This is a genomic window from Brevibacillus sp. RS1.1, assembly GCF_013284365.1.
In the GTDB taxonomy this organism is placed as follows: Bacteria; Bacillota; Bacilli; order Brevibacillales; family Brevibacillaceae; genus Brevibacillus; species Brevibacillus brevis_D.
Genome location: NZ_JABSVA010000002.1, coordinates 780837 through 802287 on the forward strand (window position 1 = coordinate 780837; position 21451 = coordinate 802287).

19 protein-coding genes are annotated in these 21451 nt (G+C 49.0%); 3 read left to right on the forward strand and 16 right to left on the reverse strand.

The window, feature by feature from the left end; all coding sequences use genetic code 11:
• Positions 1-3: 3 nt before the first annotated feature.
• Complete coding sequence (locus tag HP570_RS09185) at positions 4-1188, reverse strand: HEAT repeat domain-containing protein (protein ID WP_173625523.1); 1185 nt, start codon at positions 1186-1188, stop codon at positions 4-6.
• A 21-nt stretch (positions 1189-1209) separates the two neighbouring features.
• Positions 1210-3432: a hypothetical protein gene (locus HP570_RS09190; RefSeq protein ID WP_173625524.1), complete on the reverse strand. Its 2223-nt coding sequence runs from the start codon at positions 3430-3432 to the stop codon at positions 1210-1212.
• A gap of 399 nt (positions 3433-3831) precedes the next feature.
• Here HP570_RS09190 and HP570_RS09195 point away from each other — a divergent pair, with 399 nt between their 5' ends.
• Positions 3832-4746 carry an NAD(P)/FAD-dependent oxidoreductase gene (locus HP570_RS09195; RefSeq protein WP_173625525.1) on the forward strand — a complete coding sequence of 305 codons (915 nt, stop codon included), beginning with the start codon at positions 3832-3834 and terminating at the stop codon, positions 4744-4746.
• 108 nt (positions 4747-4854) lie between these two features.
• On the opposite strand, the gene HP570_RS09200 is transcribed toward HP570_RS09195, so the two are convergent.
• Genes HP570_RS09200 through HP570_RS09210 form a run of 3 tightly spaced genes read right to left on the reverse strand, consistent with a single transcriptional unit; the run spans position 4855 to position 6649 of the window.
• Positions 4855-5409 carry a peroxiredoxin gene (locus HP570_RS09200; RefSeq protein WP_173606856.1) on the reverse strand — a complete coding sequence of 185 codons (555 nt, stop codon included), beginning with the start codon at positions 5407-5409 and terminating at the stop codon, positions 4855-4857.
• A gap of 45 nt (positions 5410-5454) precedes the next feature.
• Complete coding sequence (locus tag HP570_RS09205) at positions 5455-5703, reverse strand: glutaredoxin family protein (protein ID WP_012685077.1); 249 nt, start codon at positions 5701-5703, stop codon at positions 5455-5457.
• Between the two features lie 22 nt (positions 5704-5725).
• The gene (locus HP570_RS09210) at positions 5726-6649 is read right to left on the reverse strand and encodes an NAD(P)/FAD-dependent oxidoreductase (protein WP_173625526.1); all 924 of its coding nucleotides are present in this window, start codon (positions 6647-6649) and stop codon (positions 5726-5728) included.
• Positions 6650-6985: 336 nt separating this feature from the next.
• Here HP570_RS09210 and nhaC point away from each other — a divergent pair, with 336 nt between their 5' ends.
• Positions 6986-8338 carry a Na+/H+ antiporter NhaC gene (gene nhaC, locus HP570_RS09215; RefSeq protein ID WP_142495337.1) on the forward strand — a complete coding sequence of 451 codons (1353 nt, stop codon included), beginning with the start codon at positions 6986-6988 and terminating at the stop codon, positions 8336-8338.
• On the opposite strand, the gene HP570_RS09220 is transcribed toward nhaC, so the two are convergent.
• The 9 genes from HP570_RS09220 to HP570_RS09260 all read right to left on the reverse strand — a co-directional run bounded on the left by HP570_RS09220 (position 8335) and on the right by HP570_RS09260 (position 17524).
• Positions 8335-9549, reverse strand: a complete 1215-nt coding sequence (locus HP570_RS09220; protein WP_173625527.1) for a sensor domain-containing diguanylate cyclase — start codon at positions 9547-9549, stop codon at positions 8335-8337. The two genes, nhaC and HP570_RS09220, sit on opposite strands and share 4 nt — an antisense overlap.
• Before the next feature lie 27 nt (positions 9550-9576).
• Complete coding sequence (locus tag HP570_RS09225; RefSeq protein ID WP_007725309.1) at positions 9577-9891, reverse strand: DUF3870 domain-containing protein; 315 nt, start codon at positions 9889-9891, stop codon at positions 9577-9579.
• A 12-nt stretch (positions 9892-9903) separates the two neighbouring features.
• Positions 9904-11316 (reverse strand): ATP-binding protein, encoded by a 1413-nt coding sequence (locus HP570_RS09230; protein ID WP_064202492.1) that lies wholly within the window; start codon positions 11314-11316, stop codon positions 9904-9906.
• Positions 11317-11443: 127 nt separating this feature from the next.
• Positions 11444-12427, reverse strand: coding sequence for an N-acetylglucosamine kinase (locus HP570_RS09235; RefSeq protein WP_173625528.1), 984 nt, complete (start codon positions 12425-12427; stop codon positions 11444-11446).
• Positions 12414-13238, reverse strand: a complete 825-nt coding sequence (locus HP570_RS09240; RefSeq protein ID WP_173625529.1) for a carbohydrate ABC transporter permease — start codon at positions 13236-13238, stop codon at positions 12414-12416. The genes HP570_RS09235 and HP570_RS09240 overlap by 14 nt, the downstream gene beginning before the upstream one ends.
• A 33-nt stretch (positions 13239-13271) precedes the next feature.
• Positions 13272-14165, reverse strand: a complete 894-nt coding sequence (locus tag HP570_RS09245; RefSeq protein ID WP_087345079.1) for a carbohydrate ABC transporter permease — start codon at positions 14163-14165, stop codon at positions 13272-13274.
• Between the two features lie 137 nt (positions 14166-14302).
• Positions 14303-15586, reverse strand: coding sequence for an ABC transporter substrate-binding protein (locus tag HP570_RS09250; RefSeq protein WP_173625530.1), 1284 nt, complete (start codon positions 15584-15586; stop codon positions 14303-14305).
• Between the two features lie 25 nt (positions 15587-15611).
• The gene (locus tag HP570_RS09255; RefSeq protein ID WP_173625531.1) at positions 15612-16649 is read right to left on the reverse strand and encodes a serine hydrolase domain-containing protein; all 1038 of its coding nucleotides are present in this window, start codon (positions 16647-16649) and stop codon (positions 15612-15614) included.
• A gap of 17 nt (positions 16650-16666) precedes the next feature.
• On the reverse strand, positions 16667-17524 hold the full coding sequence (locus HP570_RS09260; RefSeq protein WP_472301154.1) for a MurR/RpiR family transcriptional regulator: 858 nt from the start codon (positions 17522-17524) through the stop codon (positions 16667-16669).
• A gap of 218 nt (positions 17525-17742) precedes the next feature.
• Here HP570_RS09260 and HP570_RS09265 point away from each other — a divergent pair, with 218 nt between their 5' ends.
• The gene (locus HP570_RS09265; RefSeq protein WP_173625532.1) at positions 17743-19035 is read left to right on the forward strand and encodes an amidohydrolase; all 1293 of its coding nucleotides are present in this window, start codon (positions 17743-17745) and stop codon (positions 19033-19035) included.
• A 12-nt stretch (positions 19036-19047) separates the two neighbouring features.
• Here HP570_RS09265 and HP570_RS09270 read toward each other — a convergent pair whose 3' ends face one another.
• Both HP570_RS09270 and HP570_RS09275 read right to left on the reverse strand, forming a co-directional pair.
• The gene (locus HP570_RS09270; protein WP_173625533.1) at positions 19048-19506 is read right to left on the reverse strand and encodes a TspO/MBR family protein; all 459 of its coding nucleotides are present in this window, start codon (positions 19504-19506) and stop codon (positions 19048-19050) included.
• 1193 nt (positions 19507-20699) lie between these two features.
• Complete coding sequence (locus HP570_RS09275) at positions 20700-21395, reverse strand: metal-dependent hydrolase (protein WP_173625534.1); 696 nt, start codon at positions 21393-21395, stop codon at positions 20700-20702.
• Between the last annotated feature and the right edge of the window lie 56 nt (positions 21396-21451).

Below are 21451 nucleotides of genomic sequence, written 5' to 3' on the forward strand. Positions count from 1 at the left end.
GCTCTATCTTTCCAGCGCCTGAACCGTGGAGATCGTTTTGCGATACGACTTGCGGTACAGATGCAGCTTTTCGTTGTATTGCAGGAGCTTCTCTGTCGCTGTCGCGCTTTGTAGAACCAGCTTCTCTTTTTCCAGCTCCTCCTGGATCACTTGATGAGCCATCTCGCTTTTATGACCGTTTCTCTCTTCCTGCAAAATTTCACACAGGGCAGCAAAGCCTTCGACCTCCAGCTGCGCCAAGCTGCGTGCACTGTGATGACGAACCCACCAGTTCGCATCGCCAACCGCCTTTTTTAGCGAGGGAATGTACGTATGCAATTTCAGTGAGCCAATTGCCTTCGCTGCCATTGCCCGAATTTCCCAATCCTTGTGATTCATAAAATCCGTGAGTGTCTGCTCATTCATATAGCGGATATCCCGACACATGAGCTTGACTGCCTTGATTCGGACTTCCTTGTCAGGCGATTGAATGAGCTGGTATAGCGCAGGCTCAATGCCAGGCTGGGCATGCACGGCGTAGCCAATCAGTCCGATTTTGACCAGTTCAGCATCGGAATCTTGTAAAAACTGTGCAAAAAGTGGTGCTGTATCCACCTGCGAATCACTGATGATGTCCACGATGAGCTGGTGGACATTGTTCTTCGCTCGGACAACGTGGGTCGCCATTTCCCGCAAATCTTCAGTATTGCGTGCACATTTGGCGACGGAGCGTGCAATGATAAAAACACTGGTGTCATTCGTGTTTTTTTGCAGGAGGGTCATGAGAGCTGGTACGGCGAGCTTGGAGCGCATGATCCCCAAATTGTAAGCGGCATCCACTCTCGTCCATTTCCACTTGCCATTTAGTCTTTGCATATCCAGCTCTACGAGTCCCATATCCTCGCAGAGCCAGATCAGCTTGTCCCGATGAATGCCTGTGAAGCACTCCATCAGCTCAAACAGCTTTTTCTGAATGATTTGCTTTTCTTTTTGCGTCACATCGCCATAAGGCACCTGCAAGCGCTCCTCTTCTTCCCCGTGTGCTTGCAGGTAAACGAAGTAATCGCGATATTTTTCCAGACAGCGCATGGTCTGTTTCTCCACCGAAATGTTGCGTAGCTTCAGTGCGAACAAGACAAGCAAGCCTAGTACTGTCAATCCACATAGCGCGTACAGAAAAACAATTGCCGTCGCCAATGGTGTTTGCACGTTTGCCACTCTCCTATCCAATCAAGGCTGAGTCCCGGTCTTCACCGGAGCCTCAATCTCGTGGAATGCTTTTTTTAGTATGGAATAGCTCTGTTTTTTGCGTTCGTGATAACCGACCTGCTCCCAGCCTTGCCATGTATACATCGGGAGCTTCGTCACTGCATAAGCGTTTTGTCCGACGATTTGCTTCGTCGCTGTATCCACGAGGAACGGCAGGATACGTATGCCTTTCGTCGTCTTCGTCGTGAAGCTTTTGCCTTCATCCTCATAGCTCATGACGGACAAGGAGCTCGGGTCTGTAAATCCAAGCAGCATCCACGGTACTCTCAGCTCTACCACTTTTCCCTTCGCTTGCCACGAGGTTCGTGAGTCGTACTGCGGGTCTTGGGCATCTGTCGTTCCCCGGATCAGCTTGCCGACCTCGACTTCCTCCAACGGATAGTACTTCTTGCTGTCTGGCGGCTCCATCTCGAGGCTAACGGCCAGCTTCCACGGCTTGAATATCCCGGAATCGTCTTTTTTCTCCTCTTCCTTGACTGCAAGCATGCCGTAGCGTTTTCCGTATAAGCGTGCATGAAAGTCGTAATTGGCAGCGATTTGAATCTGGCTTTCATCTGCTTTTCCCAACGCGATCAACGTCTCTAGCCCCTCATCCAGTGTCAGGCCGGGAAGCTGCACAGCATGCTTGTTCCCGCCAGGAAGCGTATCAACACCTACATAGAGCTGTTGTTTAGCCGGGTCAAACTCTTCCTTCAACTGAGCAAGGAAATAGACGTACCCTTCATCGTGTGTCATCCAGATTTCGTCGACACCCGGAACTTGAACATCGAGACGTTGCTTCTCTTCCGGCAAGAGCTGATCCCAATCTGTGCGATTCCCATCGATGGTCAGCACGCCTTCTTTGTTCGGGTACATGCCGAGGACTCCAAACAGAGACTCGTTGGTCAATACGTTGATCCACAGGGAGCGCCGATCTTCCGGCAACTCAAAGCGCATCGTGTTCCATGTTTTTTTGAACCACTCGTCCTGCCAGACAAATACGATTGCTCCCGCATACCCTTCTTGATGGATTTCTTGCAAAAGCTCGGCATCAATCTCTCCCTGCTGCTTTTCTGAATGACCACCCTGATTGCGCCCCAAATTTCCCAGATGGGCGACTCCCACCGATGCCGGGACCCCGAATTCCGTCACCATGATCGGCATGTTTTTGTGATACTGCTTCAGTTGTCGCAAATACGCTTTGTACGTATCGATTTGCCCTGCATCGTTCTTCAACTGTTGCAGGGTAGCGTCGTAACGGAAGAAATCCGGATAATACGGGTACACGTGATAGGAAGCGAAGTAGCCTGCCTCCCACTGTGTTGGCTCTATATGGGTAGAATCGACACTGACCAAATCTTCATGATGGATCGGCTCTCCCGGATGCGATAAAGGGTCTGTTGTCACCCAATTGGTGAAAGTCATCGGATGCTGCCAACCGTATTTGCTCTCCTCCGTTGCGACGGTATCCACCATTTCAGCAATCCATGTCTCAAAAGCGGTTGCATTCGGTGTCGCGTGGAAGTACTTCCCTTGATAGGGTTCAACTTTTTGATGCAGGCGGTTGGTGTTTTTCACCATCACGGGGTCCCACTCGGTCCCTGTGTGCCAGCCGATCAAGTATTTGCCCGCATTGGCACGGTATGTACCACTTGCCTTTCCCGGTTTTTCCGGTAGGGTGATGTCTCCGTAGACAGCGCCGACTGCATCCTTGATTTCCTGTCGAAACTCCTCGCGAATCTCTGGCAAATAGGCGTCTTTCTTTTCAATCAACAGCTCTTCTGGACTCCAAATGCCCTGCATCAAATAGAGAGGATCCCCTTCTTTTCGCCGATTGTAATCAACCAGTGCTTCATAAAAGACAGGAGAATGGATCGTATACACACGAATGACGTTCGCTCCCATCTCGTCGATCATCGCGAACCAGCGCATGTAATCCTCTCTCGTTATGGGAAGCTCACCCGGATAATGACCCGGTAGCGATGCCCCCAGATTGACACCTTTCGCAAAAAAGGGCTGCCATTTCTGATTCTGATAGACTTCGAACAGCTCACCATTCGTACGAAATTTTAATTGAGCACCTGTAGTCGTCTCCATGCTTTCGACACGATCTGCTGCCCAAAACCACCAGAAGGCACTTGCCCCCACCACGATCAGCATGGTCAAGCTCATCCAGCGCCATCTTTTCTTTTTTGTTGGCTCCATTTCTCGTCAACCTCCGATATGTTGCCACGTCACAGTCATTGTAAACATAGGGAGCAAATCGTTCCCATAGACAAAATTCACTATAGTGTCTTTTTCAGATTTGTCATGAAAATGTAATATTGGGACAGATTCGCCTCCATTGTCCTACGTTTTTTGGAGGGAAGTCCTGCAACCGGGACGGTCTTCTGACCCACATTTTTTGCCAACTAGGTACATTTACTCCTTCCTTTTTTTTCCTTTTTGCTTGTAAAAATAGTAGGTTGCTACTATTTGAAAGGCGTTGAATTTTTCCAATTTAAAGGATTATTTACAAAAAGAATACAAAGTGTTTCGCAGCTTGATTCTGAAGAAGGTTTGTTTATAATAGACATAAAAGATCTATAAAGGTGGTAAACAAACATGAATCAACTTATCGATGTAGGGATTATTGGTGGAGGACCAGCAGGCATGAGTGCCGCTCTCGCACTTGGCAGAGCAAGAAAAAGAGTCGTCGTTATCGATGAAGGCCGTCCGCGCAATCGTGTTACACGTGAGTCGCATGGCTTTCTTACGAGAGACGGCATCACTCCGAGCGAATTTCGTCGCATTGCAAGAGAGCAAATCAGCGCCTACCCTTCCGTTCACTTTGTGGAGGATACAGCGGCAACGATCACGGGGCACGATGGAAATTTTCTCATAACGACTGCACAGGGAACGACTTATCAAAGCAAAAAGCTACTGTTCGCAGTGGGAATGAAGGATCTTCCTTTACCTGTTAACGGATTAGCAGAAGTGTATGGAAAAAGTGCTTTTGTCTGCCCTTATTGCGATGGATGGGAATTACGCGACCAACCACTTGTCTTGATAGCAAACGGAGAGAAAGCATTGCACTTGGCAAAAGTGCTATCTGGCTGGACTAATCATTACACCCTCTGCACCAATGGACCAGATGAATTCACGGAAGAACAAAGAATGGAGCTGTTGCAGCATCGCGTTCCTGTCTTTGACTCCCCAATCGAACGGATTGTATCTATCGATGGGATGGTGCAACGTATTGAGCTTACAGATGGCAATAGCATTTCGTGCACAGGGATCTTTTTTGCCCCAAAACTCGTCGCTGCATCTGACTTGCCACAAGCATTAGGCTGCCAGGTAACGGAAGCTGGAACGGTTATCGTCAACAACTTTGGGAAAACGAGCGTACCGGGTGTCTACAGTGCAGGCGATGCAGCAACTACACAATACCAAGTGATAACTGCTGCTGCTCTAGGCTCTGCGGCTGGAATGAGCATCAACAACGAACTGCTTGTAGAGGCATGGAATCGTCAAAGCTAGCTCTATCCCTCCGCGTTCTTTCTATAAAAAAGGACAATCCCTCCGACTGCAATAGACGGGTGGGATTGTCCCTCTTCTTTCTATATAGAAGCAATGCTCTTTCTTTGATTACAGCGTCTTCTGTCCTGGCTTCCAATTCGCCGGGCACAGACCGCCAGCTTGCAGGGCTTGCAAAATACGAGTTGTCTCTGTCACGCTGCGGCCCACGTTCATGTCCGTTACCACTTGGTAGCGCAGAATGCCGTCTGGATCGATGATGAACAAGCCACGATGAGCTGCACCGGTCTCTTCATCAAGAACGCCATAAGCCTGTGCCGTCTCTTTTTTAAAGTCGCTCGCGAGCGGGAAGTTTACTTCACCAATGCCGTTTTCATCGCGCGGTGTTTTGATCCATGCCCGGTGCGTATGTACACTATCCGTGGATACACCCAATACTTCGCAATCCAAATCTTCGAACTCTTCCATGTTGTCACTAAACGAAGTTACCTCTGTCGGGCAAACGAATGTGAAGTCGAACGGCCAGAAGAACAAAATCAGCCATTTTCCTTTGTAATCAGCCAGCGACACACGTTCTTCCAGTGTCTCGAGGTTTTTGGTCGTGAGCATGTGAAAGTCAGGTGCCGGTTTTCCTACTTGAAGTTGGACAGTTTGCTGTGTTGTCATTGTTGTCATGATACATCTCTCCTTTTATATGGTAACTGATGAAATTTACTTCGCAGCCTCTTCCAATACTGCCAGTGCTTTTTTGATACGGGTCGGGTTGAAGCCCAAAATTTGCTTTTCACCAATGACTGTCAAGGGAACAGACATCACGCCTAAACGGCTCAGCTCCTGGAAGTACTCTTCTTTTTCATCGATGTTGCGCTCTTCGAAAGAAATGTTTTGTTCTGTCAAATACGATTTTAATTGCTGGCAGAAGTTGCAATGTGTGCTGGAGTATACGATTGCTTGAGCCATGTTTGTTTCTCTCCTTTTTCTTCTATTTGTACTGTGGAACAACTTTGGAGCGCTTGTTGATGTATTTGTCTACAGCCATAGCCGCAATGGCACCGTCTGCCGCAGCGACTACTGCTTGCTTCACAGGTGTTTTGCGCACCTCACCCGCTCCAAATACGCCTGGAACAGAAGACTGCATGAACTCATCTAAAATCATAAATCCTTCCTCATCGAGGGGAACTTGCCCATCCAAGAAATCGGTACCCGGCTTGCTGCCAGACAGGAAGACGAAAACCCCGTCTACGGACAGCATTTCTTCCGTTCCTTCTGCTGTGCGAATGCGCAACCCTTCGACTGACTTCTCCCCCACAATTTCTAATGGGCGGGTACGAAAATGCATTTCCATGTTCGGCAGCCGAGGTAGTTCATCTACCCCTTGAAGATCAGCGCGAGGCACCAAGAAAGTGATTTTGTCCGTAAATTTGGTCAGCGCATACGCTTCTTCCAATGCTTCCTCCGTATCACCGATGACCGCAACATGCTTGCCTTCATAAAAAGCTCCGTCGCATGTCGCGCAAGTGCTCACGCCTCGTCCGAGCAATTGCTCTTCTCCTGGAAGCATACGGTTACGTCCTTTGGAACCAGTCGCGACGATCACGGCCTTCGCTTGGAAAGTACCATGAGCCGTGAAAATGCTTATTTCCTCATCCTCTACATCTACCGCAGAAATCGTAGTCTGAATGAATTCTGCACCGAAGCCCTCCGCTTGTCTGCGCATTTTATCCAATAGTTCTTTCCCTGTCATCTCGCCTTCTACCCCTGGGTAGTTGGCGATTTTATGTGTCAGGGCAAGCGCACCAGTTCCGGGTGCCTTATCAATGACGAGCGTCTTTAGATTTCCACGAGCTGTATATATGGCAGCAGAAGTACCAGCTGGTCCTCCACCGATGATGATGACATCATACATGAACGGCCCCCCTTTTCTTATTATCACATTATAATTATTATCAACTAGGAACAATTATCATTGTACTTGATATAATTTTAAAGTCAATATCTTTTTATAATAATTTTAAATAAGGCTGATAAGATTCATCTCACTCAGCACCTGCATACTCGTCTGTATTATTTTACGATTCCGAATTCAACCCATTTCGTTGACGAAACAAGTAATTCAGGTTAAAGTACCACTAATACTTGAACGCACAAAAGCACAAAAGCAAAGAAGCAAGAAAGCACAAAAGTACGAAAGCGAAATATACTTTCTCACTGCTTTAGGCTGATTTAACAAGGAGTTGCCATTATGAACAAGCCATTATCTTTTTCGCAAAGTATTTGGGTGCTTGTCACCGTATTCGGAATCTTGTTTCCTGCCCTTTTTTGGGGCAAAGTTGAGCCGCATATGCCGCTCTTCCTCGCAACCATAGGAGCTGCCACTCTTCTCTTCCTGTTCGGCGTTCCGTGGAAGCAAATGGAGGAGGGCTTGATCAAAGGAATTCAAACCGCGATCGCCCCCATGCTGATTCTTTCCTTAATTGGAATTTTGATCGGGGTATGGATGATGAGTGGAACCGTTCCGATGATCCTGCACCTCGGCATTTCGCTGATCTCACCGGAGTACTTCACACTCTCCGCCCTGTTTCTGACGGTGATCGTCTCCACTGTTACAGGGAGCTCTTTTACCACGATTAGTACGGTAGGGGTCGCTATGATGGGGGTCTCGACAGCACTCGGACTTGATCCGTTGATTACAGCTGGGGCCATTATTTGTGGAGCTTGCTTTGGGGATAAAATGTCGCCGCTCTCCGACACGACCAACTTTGCAGCAGCCATTGCAGGCGTTTCCTTGTCAGAGCACGTCAAGTTCATGTCACGTACTGCTGTTCCAGCCCTTGTCATTACCGCGATTTTCTTCGGAATTCAAGGACAAAGCGCCAATGTGAATCTGGACGCCATTCAAGAAATCCAGCATGCTTTGGAACAAAACTTCTCGCTTAGCCTCTTATCGCTGCTGCCAGCATTCGTCGTCCTGTTATGCTCAGCGCTGCGAAAACCGATTTTGCCTACATTGGTCTTCGGGATTTTGAGCGGGATTGTCACAGCTGCTCTTTCCGAAGGAGTTACCTCTCCGGTCCAATGGATGACTGTCATGCAAAAAGGCTTCACCAGCAATATCGCCAATGAAGCCGTTGCATCGATTGTGGACCGCGGTGGACTGTTGTCGATGACCTGGTCCCTCGCCTTGATTTTGATTGCCTTGTCTTTAGGCGGCATCCTGCAATACAGCGGTGTGTTTCATGCACTCTTTTCCGGATTCATCAATCGAATCAAACGAGACGCTGAGATGGTTGGACTTGCCGGATCTTCTTCTATTCTCGTGAATCTGCTGACAGGAGAACAATATTTGTCTATCCTGCTCCCTGGGCAGATGTTTCGTGAAGCATTCACAGCTCGCGGAATGGCGGGCAGACGACTGTCTCGTACTCTCGAAGACTGCGGGACACTCGTCAACCCACTCATTCCATGGGGGGTAAGTGGTGCATTCTTTACCGCTACCTTGCACGTATCTACAGTGGAATACTTGCCTTATGTCATCTACCTGTGGATCTCGCCCGTTTTGACGTTTCTATTCGCCATGCGTCGGCAAAAAGCTTAGCCGGCTGCATACACGGTCGTACAGTTTTTCCCTTTGCGCTTGGAGCGGTACAGTGCCTCATCTGCTGCCCGCTTCAAGCTATCTGCCGTGTTTGCGTCTTGAGGGTAGCGTGCAATGCCAACACTGACCGCAATCAAGATGCAGCAATCGTCCTGTGTTAAGGGGCGCAAGCGCAAATATTCCCGAATGGCACTCGCTTTTTCCTCCGCCATCTCCATCGACGCCCCCGGGCAGAGCAGCATGAATTCGTCTCCCGCATAACGATACGCCGTATCCTCTGGTCCCGCTACTTCTTTCATCGCTTCGGCAATTTGCTTAATCAATGCGTCCCCTGCATGATGACCAAAATGGTCGTTCACCGCTTTTAGGCTGTCTGAATCCAGCATGATCAAAGAGACAGACGCATCCTCTTCACTCAGCAGCTTTTCCAAATCACGATGGAAAGCACGATAATTCGCAATCCCTGTCAGCTCATCCTGAAACGACATCTGGTACATTCGCTCATACAAGCGCGCCGTTTCAATAGCACTTGCTACCTGAAAACCAATGATTTTCAGTAGTTCCTCGTGCTCTTTTTTATAGGCGAATTCCCGATAAGACTGGGCAGAAACAACGCCTTTGATCTGATTCCCCAGCATGAGTGGTACGAAAATGCATGTATTCGTATCCATTTCCGGGCTTCCCCAGCGGAACATTTCTGGCTCGCTTGGCTCATTCTTCATCGTCTTGATATGAATGGTTTCCCGTGTATCAATCACTTTGGACACCATCGCTTGTCCATAGGGAATCGTGAGCGGACCGTAATTGACCCCATTATCGATGCTAATCGGAATTTTGATCTCACTGTCGCCCTCATCATAAAAGGCAATAAAGAAAGCATCTGCACGCATCACGCGCGAGACCAGCTCAAATGCTTTCCACAAAATTTCGCTTTCCTCAAACGTTTTCGCAAAAATGTGGCTGAGGTCATGTAAAATCTTCATGTGCTCGGAGATCCACATCATTTCGGTTACCTTATTTCGGAGCTCCACAATCTGCTTCAGCAGTTCTGCATGCAGGACACTGTCCTGTTCCGACAGCATACTATCTACCTCACAAGATAACGCTTCAACCTCGCCAAGCTCGACTGCTTCTATATTGCCAAGCCATTGGCTATAACGCTCCAACAACTGTCTTGCATACGCTTCTCTAACGTCGTGCTTCTCATGCATATTCAACCCTCCGGCTATTGGGTAGCTTTACGCTTTTTTTTCATGATATCGCTCAATAGCTGCACGGATGGCTTGCAAGACAGCTCCCTGACCAGGTGCTAAAAAACGTTCTTGGATCGCCTTCGTGATCTCCTGCATGCCATCTGCAACTGTCTTGCCTACAAGCAAGCTAACCAAAAACTCACTCGTCTTGTCCATGACAAAGGTAAAGCTGGCGTCGCAAATCACTTCGGCGTCTACATCAATGATGAGTACACAGCCTACCATGGTTGAAACCTCGTACAAGGTAGTTCCCTTGGGGATTTGGGCGAAGCCTGCTGTCAGTACCGTATTTTTGTTCATCCAGTCGTCCTCCTAGCTGCTGATCGGCAAGCATACCTCGACTGCCGTTCCGTTACCTGGGGTGCTTATTAACCGCAGTGTCCCCCGATGGTTCTCGATGATTTTGCGGCTCACCATCAATCCCAGGCCCGTCCCCGTTTCCTTCGTCGTGAAAAAAGCCTCTCCCAATCTCGCCATCTGATGGGCCGGGATCCCCACTCCGTTGTCTTCAAACCGAATGACAACTCGATCATCTTCACATCGCAGTCGAATCACAATTTCTCCATTCCCTGCGGTCGCTTCGATCCCATTTTTCAAAAAGTTAATGAAAGCTTGCTTCAACTGATTCTCATCGCAATGGATCAAAGGGACTTCCGATTCGAAAACGACCTGAATCATGACCTTTTTCAAAATCGCCTCCGTCTCCAAGAGCGTAACCACATGCGTGATCAGGTTGGACAGATCGCGGGCTTCAAACACAGCCGTATGTGGCTTCGCCAAGACCAACAGCTCTGAGACAATCATCTCAATTCTTGCCAATTCCGAGCTCATGATCGAAAAATACTCCGGCTTTCTCATGCCATCCTTTTGCATTAATTGCACAAAGCCTTTTAGCGAGGTAAGCGGATTGCGTATCTCATGCGCGATCCCTGCCGCCAATTGTCCGACCAGCGCGAGTTTTTCCGAGTTTTGCAAAAATTCTTGCGCTCGTTTGCGTTCCGTGATATCCCGGATCAGAATGTACATGGAGAGCTTGTCCAGCATCGTCATGGATGTTCCACACACTTCTACCTCCGTCCGACTGCCATCCAAACGGATTAGCTCGACCTCAATTGGCGAGGCTGTTTCCCCTTCTTCCAAAGTGCGGATGAGGCCCTTGATCTTTGGTACATCACGGGGATGGAAAAACGACTGAAATGGATACCATAACAGCTCGTCCAAGCCGGAAGCTCCAACCAGTTGCATCCCTGCTTGGTTGACGTATTGAAGCTCCCCAGCACGGAAAATGAACGCACCTTCACCGGAAATATCCAATACTCTGCACTGTTTGGAACCATAGCTGTCACCAAACGGGGCCGGGAGCCTCTGCACCATCGCATAATACCCAATTGATGTGCCTTCCTCCCAAAAAGCTCCATATGTAATATGCACGGGGATACTTGTGCCATCCTTATGACGAAAAGCGGTGAAAAAAGGTCTCGGATCACCATTCATCGCAAATTGTGTTTGAAGGCGTACCATCTCCTGTTCTTCCGAAATAGCCAGCTTCCAAAATGAGGCTCCTTCCCATTCTTCTACGGAGTAGCCAGTCAACACTTGGCAGGCAGGATTGCCTTTAAAAACTCTACCAAATTGGTCGAGCAGAAAAGTGGCCTGAATCATTTGATCAAAGAAGGAACGATAGAGATGACCACTTCTCCATCCACTGTCCAATAAATTTTTCATCGTGCCCCTCCCTCCTGGGACGAGAAAACGGCTACTCCAAATTACGGAAATAGCCTACAACGTTCTCAAATCCTATTCTCACCCAATTTTACCCTATTCGTTCTGTGGTTTCCATCCCTCGGAAAATTTAATTGTGTGATTTCTCTTCCAGTACCTCTGCACTGACTCGTAGTTGCTCTGCCATTTTTTCGTCAACAACGAAGCCGAGCTTTGTGAAAGCCGCTACCAGCGCTCCGACGACAGGGGGTACCGTGGGAATGATCGTTTGAAACGAAGCTCTCCCAATTAGTTGTTCGCGCAGGATTGTACTAGAAGTTAACAATCCTCCGGCTAAAACGACTGGAACAGGCTCCTGAACCTTTTTTAAGCAAGCATCAGCCAATTCTAGCAAATCCTCTACTGCTTGCATGATCAATGTATTCGCCACCGGATCGCCTAGTGTCGCGGCTTGTTCTACGAGCTGACTCGTTTTTGCCAGCTCCATTCGCGGATTGCTTCCCCCGTAGATCAGGCTGATCAGTTCATCAGGACGCTCAACGCCATAGTGGTCCATAAACAGTTGTGTCAGCACTGTCGATTCACCGCGCCCATCGTATTCGCGCAATACGGCGCTTGCCGCTTTTTTGCCCAAATCAAACCCGCTGCCCTCATCTCCTACCAGATACCCCCATCCGCCTACACGGTGCCGCGTCCCCTCGTTTGAAAAGGCACAGGCAATCGAGCCCGTACCAGCAAGGAGTACGATGCCTGGCTGCCCCCACGTCCCCGCGTAAAGGGCTGCGATGACATCGTTATCAATCAATAGCCGTTCTCCCCACTCATCGGCAAAGGCATACTGAATTCTTTCCTTGATCTGCGGACGATCTGCACCGCCAAGCCCAATAAACAGACCGGCTATGTCCTCTTCCTTGGCACCTGCCTTTATTCTCACAGCATCCATGAGTTGGCGTAGTGTAGCTTCCACATCCCCCCAGCTTCTGGAGAGCGGGTTTGATGATTCCCCCACCACGATTGCCCCCACCTGTCCTGCCTCATTGCAGATGGCTGCTCTGGTTTTGCTTCCGCCCCCATCGATCCCGATAAACCACTTTTCCCCATTACTTGACTGCACCTGCCGTCAACCCCTCCATAAACTGCCTCGATGCCAGCAAAAACACGATGATCATCGGTAAAGCAGACAACGTGAGCCCTGCAAACAACAGGCTCCAATCCGTTTCATATTCTCCAAACAGCACCATCATGCCTACCGGGATCGTCTTGAGCGATTCCTCCTGAATGAAAATCAACGGGAAGAAAAAGTCGTTCCACGCATGGATGAAATTAATAATGACCACCGTAGCCAAGGCAGGACGAATCAGCGGCAAGAGTATGCGCCAAAACACCTGAAAATGGCTGCATCCATCGATCCGCGCCGCTTCCTCCAGCTCAATCGGCAACGTCCGAAAGAAGCCCGTCAAAATAAAAACAGAGATCGGAATCCCACTCGCCGTATAAATCAGAATCAGCGACCACAGAGAATTCAAGAGGCCGAGATTCTTCATGAGCAAAAACAAGGGAACGATCCCCAGCTTGATCGGAATCATTAGACCAATAATGAAAAAGAAGTAGAGCCCCGCTGTCCATGTAAAAGAAAAGCGCGACAAGTAAAAGGCCGCCATCGCTGAAAAAACCGTAATGAGCAAGACAGACAGAGCACTGACGAATACACTGTTCCATAAAAAGTCGGCAAACGGCACGGCTTCCCACAGCTTTTTGTACGTATCCAGACTAAACGTCTTCGGAAGGGAGAGCGGACTCGCAAATATCTCCCTATTCGTTTTCAAGGAAGAAGAAATCATCAGTACGATCGGATATAGCGCGAGTAACGCAAATAAATACGCCAGCACATAAGATATAGCTCTCCCACCCACAGTCATCTTCACATCGCATCCTCCTTTCCACTCAGGAACACGCAATTAGTGTTGGACCTCTCGTTTCCTCATCAAATAGAGCGACAACGCCGACACAGATCCGACGATAAAAAACAACACGACAGCCAATGCCGAACCGAGTCCAAGTGTCACATCCCCAGCTCCGCTGCTAAACGCCATGCGATAAAAGTAAACAGCCAGCGTATCCGTCGAATAAAACGGCTCACCCATCGAGCCTTGCATAGCGTAGACGAGCTCGAACGCTTCAAACGCCTGAATGAACGTAAATATCGTCATAATCGTAATGGCTGGCATGCACAGCGGCAAAATCATTTTCCACAGCATCCGCAAGCCTGTTGCCCCATCCAATCTCGCCGCCTCGATCAAATCCTCCGGGATCGACTGAAGTCCCGCCAAAAAGATTAGCATGGCAAAGCCTATGCCAAACCAAGAGTTAATCAAAATAATCGCGAGTAGCGCTGTATCCGGGTCACCCAGCCATGGTCTGGCCCATTCTTCTAGACCGATTTTTGCCAAAATGCTATTGAGTGCACCGTAATTCGGATTTAAAATCAACTTCCATAAAAAACCAATTACAATAACAGACAACAGCCTTGGCATGAAATAAGCAATCTTGAGAAAGCCGGAACCTCGTATTTTGCGATAGATGAGAAAAGCCAGACCGAAGGCAATCCCATTTTGCACAATCATTTCGACCACAAAGTAGAAGACGTTATGCCGAAAAGCATTCCAGAACATTTCGTTGAAAGGCTCTACCGTAAACAGCGTAATGAAATTTTGCAGTCCGACAAAAACCCCGCGCTTGATGCCATTCCAGTCGTACAGGCTGTATAAGAATGCCGAGAAGATCGGGTACACGACAAACAACGTATAAATAACAAGCGCGGGCAGCGGAAACAAGTGAATCAACCAGCGCACCTGCCCCTTTGTTCGAATGCTTTTTTGGTTTACCGTCTCGATGATACCCACCCCTTTTTACGAAAATCATCGCGGCCTGTTCAGAAGCCGGGAGTGAACCCAACTCAGGTCCACTCCCCCTTTCCGTCTGCTATTTTCTACTTTTTAAAGGGAGGGAACCAGGTAGCCGCCGACTTTTGAACTTCTTCTACGACCTGCTCAGGGGTGAGCTTGCCTAAATACATGCCTTGGAGAGCGTTTTCCAATGTTTGCTTCGTGGTCGGTTTTCCTTCCGCGAAGCTGACGACCATCAAATAGGGTGTGGCGCTTGATTGGGACAGCTCTGCCATCTTGTTTACCAACGGATCGTCAGTCGATACACCTGGCACCGCGCTGATTCGTTTGAACTGATTGGCGAATAGCTCCCCAAACTTTTTCGTCGCCATGAATTCCATGAACTTCAATGCCTCTGCTTTGTGTTTGGACTTGGCGTTTACAGCATAGGAGCCATCGACCCAGGTTGTCAGGACTTGTTTTCCGTCATCGGTTGGCATCGGGAAGAAATCAAGCGGCAAATCAGGGTTCAGCTTTTTGATGCCTTCCAGTTCAAAGCTGCCATTGATGAACATTGCTGCTTTTTCCGTGGCGAACAACGTCCGCATATCATTCAATTCGAGACCCACATAATTTTCCGGGAAATAAGGGATAAGTTCTTGCATACGCTGCACGGATTGGAGGAACTCGGCGCTTTTTAAGTCACTTTCTCCTTTTAGCAGCTTGTCGAGATAGTCCGTACCGCTATAGCTAGCTGGAGCAATCACACCATGACTAAGAGAGAGGAGCCAGCCTTCCTTTGCTCCGAAAGAGATCGGGACGATTCCTTTCTCTTTCAATGTTTTGGCTGTCACAATCAGCTCATCCCAGCTTTTCGGTGCCTGGAGGCCATTTTGCTCGAAGATTTTCTTGTTGTAGTAAAATTGCGTGGAGTTCAGGGATAGTGGAACACCGTAGACTTTACCATCTTTACCTGTGGCGGCTGCGAGGACGTCTTTTGGGATGGTAGATATGCCTGGCACATTGTCGAGAGGCTCCAAATGTCCAGCTTCAGCCAAGGCAATCCCCGGAGCGTAGGGACGTAGCTGCAAAATATCTGGGCCACTGTCGCTTTGGAGCGCCGTGTTGAGGATGGTATTGTACTCCGTTGCTTTGAATGGCTTGAAGTCGATCTTGATATTCGGATGGTCTGCCTCAAAAGCTTTGATGATGGCTTTGTAGCCCTCCGTGTCTTCTACGCGCCAACTATGCATGGAGAGTGTTACCTGCTGTCCTCCACCTTGTCCGCCGACTGACTCTGTTTCGGTTCCTCCACTGCTACATCCTGTCACCACCATAACCGCCGTCAACACGAGAGAAGCTACATAGCGAAAACGAAATTGCTTCATGCGAAACCCTCCCCTTTTTCTTCCCTTAGGTCTGCAAAAGCTGGGCCGTAACAGCATCGTGCAAAATCGGTCGTAATTGCCGAAGCTGATGATTACGGCCTAGATGAACGGCGTTAGTGAGAAAGATGACAGCAAACTGCTGCTCTGGGTCAATCCACATACTGGTTCCAGTAAAGCCTGTATGCCCAAAGCTCCTACGATGAAAGCCGCTTCCACAGCTCAAAGTGGTGGATGCTTGATTGATCTCCCAGCCATACCCTCTACTCCCCCCTGCTTGCTCTGTATGATTGCGAATCGCCAGTTCGTACCATTCACTAGCAAGTATTCGAGGCTCTTGGTACAACCAGCTCATCGCATATCGGCACAGATCGTCAGCTGTTGAGAAAAGTCCAGCATGTCCCGCAACCCCTCCCATCGCAAATGCTTTCTCATCATGAACCTCTCCTGTGATGTAGGCGTTGGTGAGACTACAATATTCAGTAGACGCAATATTCCGATAAATCTGTTCGTTCGGACAGAAAACAGTATGTGTCATGTCCAAAGGGGTGAAGATGCGCCGAGTAACAAACTGATCCAAGCGCTCTCCTGTTACTTGCTCGATAACGAGGCCCAACCAGATCATGCCTAAATCACTGTAAACGACCTGGGCCCCAGGCTCGTGAATCAATTGTTGCGCATACAATAGCTCTGGCAAATGGATCTCGCTATCGCGCCTTCTCTCTGCCAAATCTGCCGGCATTCCTGAGGTATGCACAAGCAGCTGTTCGATTGTGATCCGCTTTTTGTCAGCGGGACAATCGGGAAAAAATTGACCAATCTGATCATCCAGCGCTACCACTCCCTCCTGCACGAGCAAGAGGATAGCAGGTAGCGTCGCCGTCACTTTGGTGAGCGACGCCAGGTCAAACATGGTATTCGGCGTCACTGGCTTGTCTTTGGCAATACTCGTCGTTCCGACATCACACGCATACCAGATACGACGATCACGCACGATTCGCAAGGCAGCTCCTGGGAGCAAACCGCTGTCCACCCATCCTTGCAAAAGCAGCTCCAGATCGTCCATGTCTTCCCTCCCTTCTCCTACGTCGAGGAGCGTTTCGTTCGACTAACAGCAAGCCTTGATTTTTCCAACAGGGGAATGACTCGCTCTTGCATCCTGCTGATCATGGTAATAAACAAAATATCGATGACGTTCAATTGAGCAATGCGCGAAGCCATGGCTCCGCTACGAATGCTTTTTTCTACCGAGCTGGTGAATAACCGAATGTTGGCTAGTTCGGCTACTGGCGAGGGACCGAATTTGGTCAGGGTAATGATAGTCGCGCCCTGCTGCTTGGCCTCCGTCAACGATTGAATAATGTCTTCGGTCTGTCCTGAATAAGATATGCCGATGACCACGTCTTTTTCCGTTAAAGTGACTGCCGATGTCAATTGTGCGTGAAAATCCGAATAAGCCTCACACCACAAGTTAATCCGCGAAAATTTTTGCCGGATATCGTCAGCAATGACCGCCGATGCACCGACACCGTAAACATCGATCTTCCTGGCTACCGACAGCACGTCGACTGCTTTCTTTACTTCTTCGTTGGACAAGACTGAGAGCGTATCCTGAATGGATTGAATATTGTTCCAGCTAACCGCTTGCATAATCGATTCAACTGAACCCTCCATCATGATCTCCTGATAGCTGCCCATCGCCGTCTGTTTCGTCAAATCTCCTGCGACGCGCAGCTTTAGCTCCTGATACCCCTTCATATTAAGAGAACGAGCCAAACGGATGATCGTCGCCTCGGATACCCCACTATATTCCGCCAATTTTTGGACAGAGAGCTTCACGACATCTTCCGGGTGAGCCAGGATATAATCGGCGACTTTTCGCTCCGAAGGCTTTAATTGATCCAAGATTGCTTGCAGGCCGACAAGCCCTCCATTTAACATATGTGACATCACTTTCTTCCCCCAAATCTTATCTACATTTTATGTAGCATTATTTCTCTCGTCAATTGTTATCTAATAAACAATATTTCAAAATCACGAAGCTCAGCACAACGCTTCTGAATTTGTTCTCTCTTTTTCATAAATTCCCTCCTTGACTTTCTCGCGGCGTTAAGCTTTACGCTTGCATCGCTACCAGGAAGAAAAAGGAGGATTTTCCCATGAAAACGTTACTGATTAAAGACTGCATGATATTGACGATGGTTGAGGGAGAGAAGCCATTTCTCGGGGATATTTGGATCGCGGATGGTCGAATCGCCAAAATTGGACCATCCCTTGAAGAGGAGGCAGACCGTGTCATACTGGCTAAAAATAGGGTAGCGATGCCCGGTCTCATCAACGCTCACAACCATGCCAGTATGTCCTTGCTGCGTGCTTTTTCCGATGACCTCAAGCTGATGGATTGGTTGGACAAAAAGATGCTCCCGGCTGAAGCCCGAATGACAAGAGAAGATGTCTATTGGGGAACGACACTCGGGATTGCAGAAATGATCGCTTCTGGCACGACCGCTTTTGCCGATATGTATGTGCATATGGATGCAGTTGCCCAAGCCATACTTGATTCCGGGATACGCGCTTCTTTAACACGCGGAATGGTCTTTCTTGAGGATGACGGGGGTCGACGAATGGCCGAAGCCTTAGACCTTATCGACAGCTGGACGGGGGCTGGCGATGGCAGAATCACGACGATGCTCGGCCCGCACGCTCCCTATACGTGCCCGCCGGAGTCTTTGCAAGGAGTCATCGAGCTTGCCCGCAAGCGCCAAATCCCTCTCCACATCCATCTGGCAGAAACGATTGAGGAAGGAGAGAAAATCCGGGCCAAGTACGATCAAACACCCACGGAGTATTTGCATGAACTGGGCATGTTTCACGATACGCACGTCTTGCTCGCGCATGCTGTTCATCTGAATGAATCCGATGTCGCGCTTCTTCGCGGGATGAGAGGCGGTGTCGCACATAATCCTGTCAGCAATTTGAAGCTCGGCTGCGGCATTGCCCCTGTCAGAGAGCTGATCGAGGCCGGGGTTACTGTCGGGATGGGAACAGACGGTGCCGGCAGTGCTACGACCCTCGATATGTTTGCTGAGATCAAAGCCGCGACTTGGATGCAAAAGCTCAAGCACGGCGATCCGACGGTACTGCCTGCCGAAGCGGCCTTGCGCATGGCTACCATCGAAAGTGCGAAGCTGCTTGCGATCGATCACGAGGTCGGAACCCTGGAAGCCGGGAAGCGAGCTGATCTCATCCTGATCGATCTGGATAAACCACACCTGTTGCCTGTCCATGACATCCATGCCCTGCTTGCATACAGCGCGACGGGCGCCGATGTGGATACAACCATTGTGAACGGAGAAATTTTGATGCATCAGCGCCAATTCCAAACCCTCCATTGGGAGGAAATAAAGCGAGAAGCGACAGCGCGAGCCAGCCGACTCGTCGAGGGCCTGTAATTACTTTTGTACTCACAGGTTGAGCAGGCAGAAGCCAATTGCTAGACACATAAAAAACACGCTCCACATGAAATAGGGAATGAGTAGCGAGGATGCGATTTTGTGGTGGGGACGAATGGCGCGAATGAGTACCCATGTGGAATACATCACTAGAATGGTATCCAGCGCAGCCAACACGTGCAATTGATAGCCGATAAACAACACGAAAAACAGTTGATGAAAAAACCAATTGATCCCATAGAGGAGCACAAGCTCGCGGTCTATCTGTTTTGTTCGAATCAAAATCACGAACGACCATGCTATGAGTGCGTATAATATGAGCCAGATGATGCGAAACAAGTAGATTGGCGGTGTTCCATCGGGCTTGGCAAGGGAATCATACCAGGCTCCACCGTCTGGAAAAGCGATACCACCCAGTGAATAGAGGACCACTCCCGCAAGAAATAGAAGACTATTGTGCACCAATCTCATCCAGGTAGTCACCCTTTCTTCTTCTTTCTCTTCTATATCTATGAGTGGTCCTGCTCTTTTCATGCTAGTTTCAGAGATTTATAAAAAACTTTTTGGAACGTTGCTGTAGTGCTGGGGAGGAAACAGGAGAAAACGCTCAGATTCTAGGGCCACCCGCTGGGGGATTGACTGCCCGGCTTCATGAAAAAAAGCGAAACACGCGTCCAAAGTTGTCCATTCTGGGAGCGTCTCAGAGGTGGACGCTAAGAGCTTGTTTCTCTTTTTTTCATTGCGCCTCGGGCGGTGTCCCTAAGATCTTCGCTGTTTTCTCCTGTTTCCTCTACGAGCTTTCCGTGCTTAAACGGGTCTTAAAAGCTTTAAAAGATGGAAGAACCTTATCAGTTACGCTAGAGAAGAATATTTCCAGACGTAGCGACTTGTGGAGTCCTACCCAGCGTAGAGGGATTTGCGGGCAAAAGAAACGCAACCCTGCCCGTACGACGAAGCGGCTACCACTTTTGCGTTTCCCCGCAAATCCCTTCGGAGCGGACAGTCCCAACCCTCAGCGGGACGGAGCACTGAGCCTAGACTGGAAATATTCTTCTCCCCACCGCCAGCCACATAACTAGAGACCTTATGTTGTTGCTGTAGTGCTGGGAGGAAACAGGAGAAAACGCTCAGATTCTAGGGCCACCCGCTGGGGGATTGACTGCCCGGCTTCATGAAAAAAAGCGAAACCCGCGTCCAAAGTCGTCCATTCTGGTAGCGTCTCAGAGGTGGACGCTAAGGGCTTGTTTCTCTTTTTTTCATTGCGCCTCGGGCGGTGTCCCTAAGATCTTCGCTTTTTTCTCCTGTTTCCTCTACGAGCTTTCCGTGTGATCCGATTTTTTAATGCCTTAAAAGAATGAAGAACGTAATCAGTTATGACAGAGAAGAATATTTCCAGACGTAGCGACTTGTGAAGTCCTACCGAGCGGAGAAGGGATTTGCGGGCAAAAGAAACGCAACCCTGCCCGTACGACGAAGCGGCTACCACTTTTGCGTTTCCCCGCAAATCCCTTCGGAGCGGACAGTCCCAACCCTCAGCGGGACGGAGCACTGAGCCTAGACTGGAAATATTCTTCTCCCCACCGCAGCCACATCCAAAAGAACTCCATAAAAAAACCGCTAATCTCATCTTCCGTAGATTAGCGGTTCTATGTATCTAGAGCGAGTTATGGCAAACGCAATGTCTCCCCTGGCTTCAATGCCTTGCCTCTGATGTCTTTCTCAGCCAGCTCGGCTACGAATGCTTCCCCATCCTGTTTGATCGGCGGGAACGTATTATAATGAATAGGCACAACAAAATCGGCTTGTACCCACTCGGCAGCCACGAGTGCATCCTCAGGTCCCATTGTGAACACGTCTCCAATTGGCAGGAACGCCAAATCGATGTCATGACGCTCTCCGATTAGCTTCATGTCACCGAACAGTCCTGTATCCCCTGCGTGATAAATCGTTTTTCCACCCAGCTCGATCACAAAGCCTCCTGGCATTCCCATGTACACGATTTGTTTCTCATCATCCAGCACGACACCAGAGCTGTGGAACGCTTGTGTCATTTTTACTTTTCCAAATGGAAGTTTTACAGAGCCTCCCAGATTCATCGAGATGGTCTTGACTCCCTGCCAGCTCAAATAGGTAGCAAGCTCATGGGTTGCAACGATTGTCGCATCGTTTTTCTTGGCCAATTCTACTGCATCCAAAATATGATCTAGGTGTCCGTGTGTCAGAAGGATGTACTGAACTGAGATGTCTTCCAGCTTGGTTGCTGCCACTGGGCTTCCCGAAATAAACGGATCAATCATGATTGAATGCCCTTCACTTGTTACCTGCACGGCCGAATGTCCGTGAAATCGAATATCCAACATAGTGGTACCCCCTCTATTCGCAGCGTTTTTTCAGTCCCTTTTATGTTACCATGCCG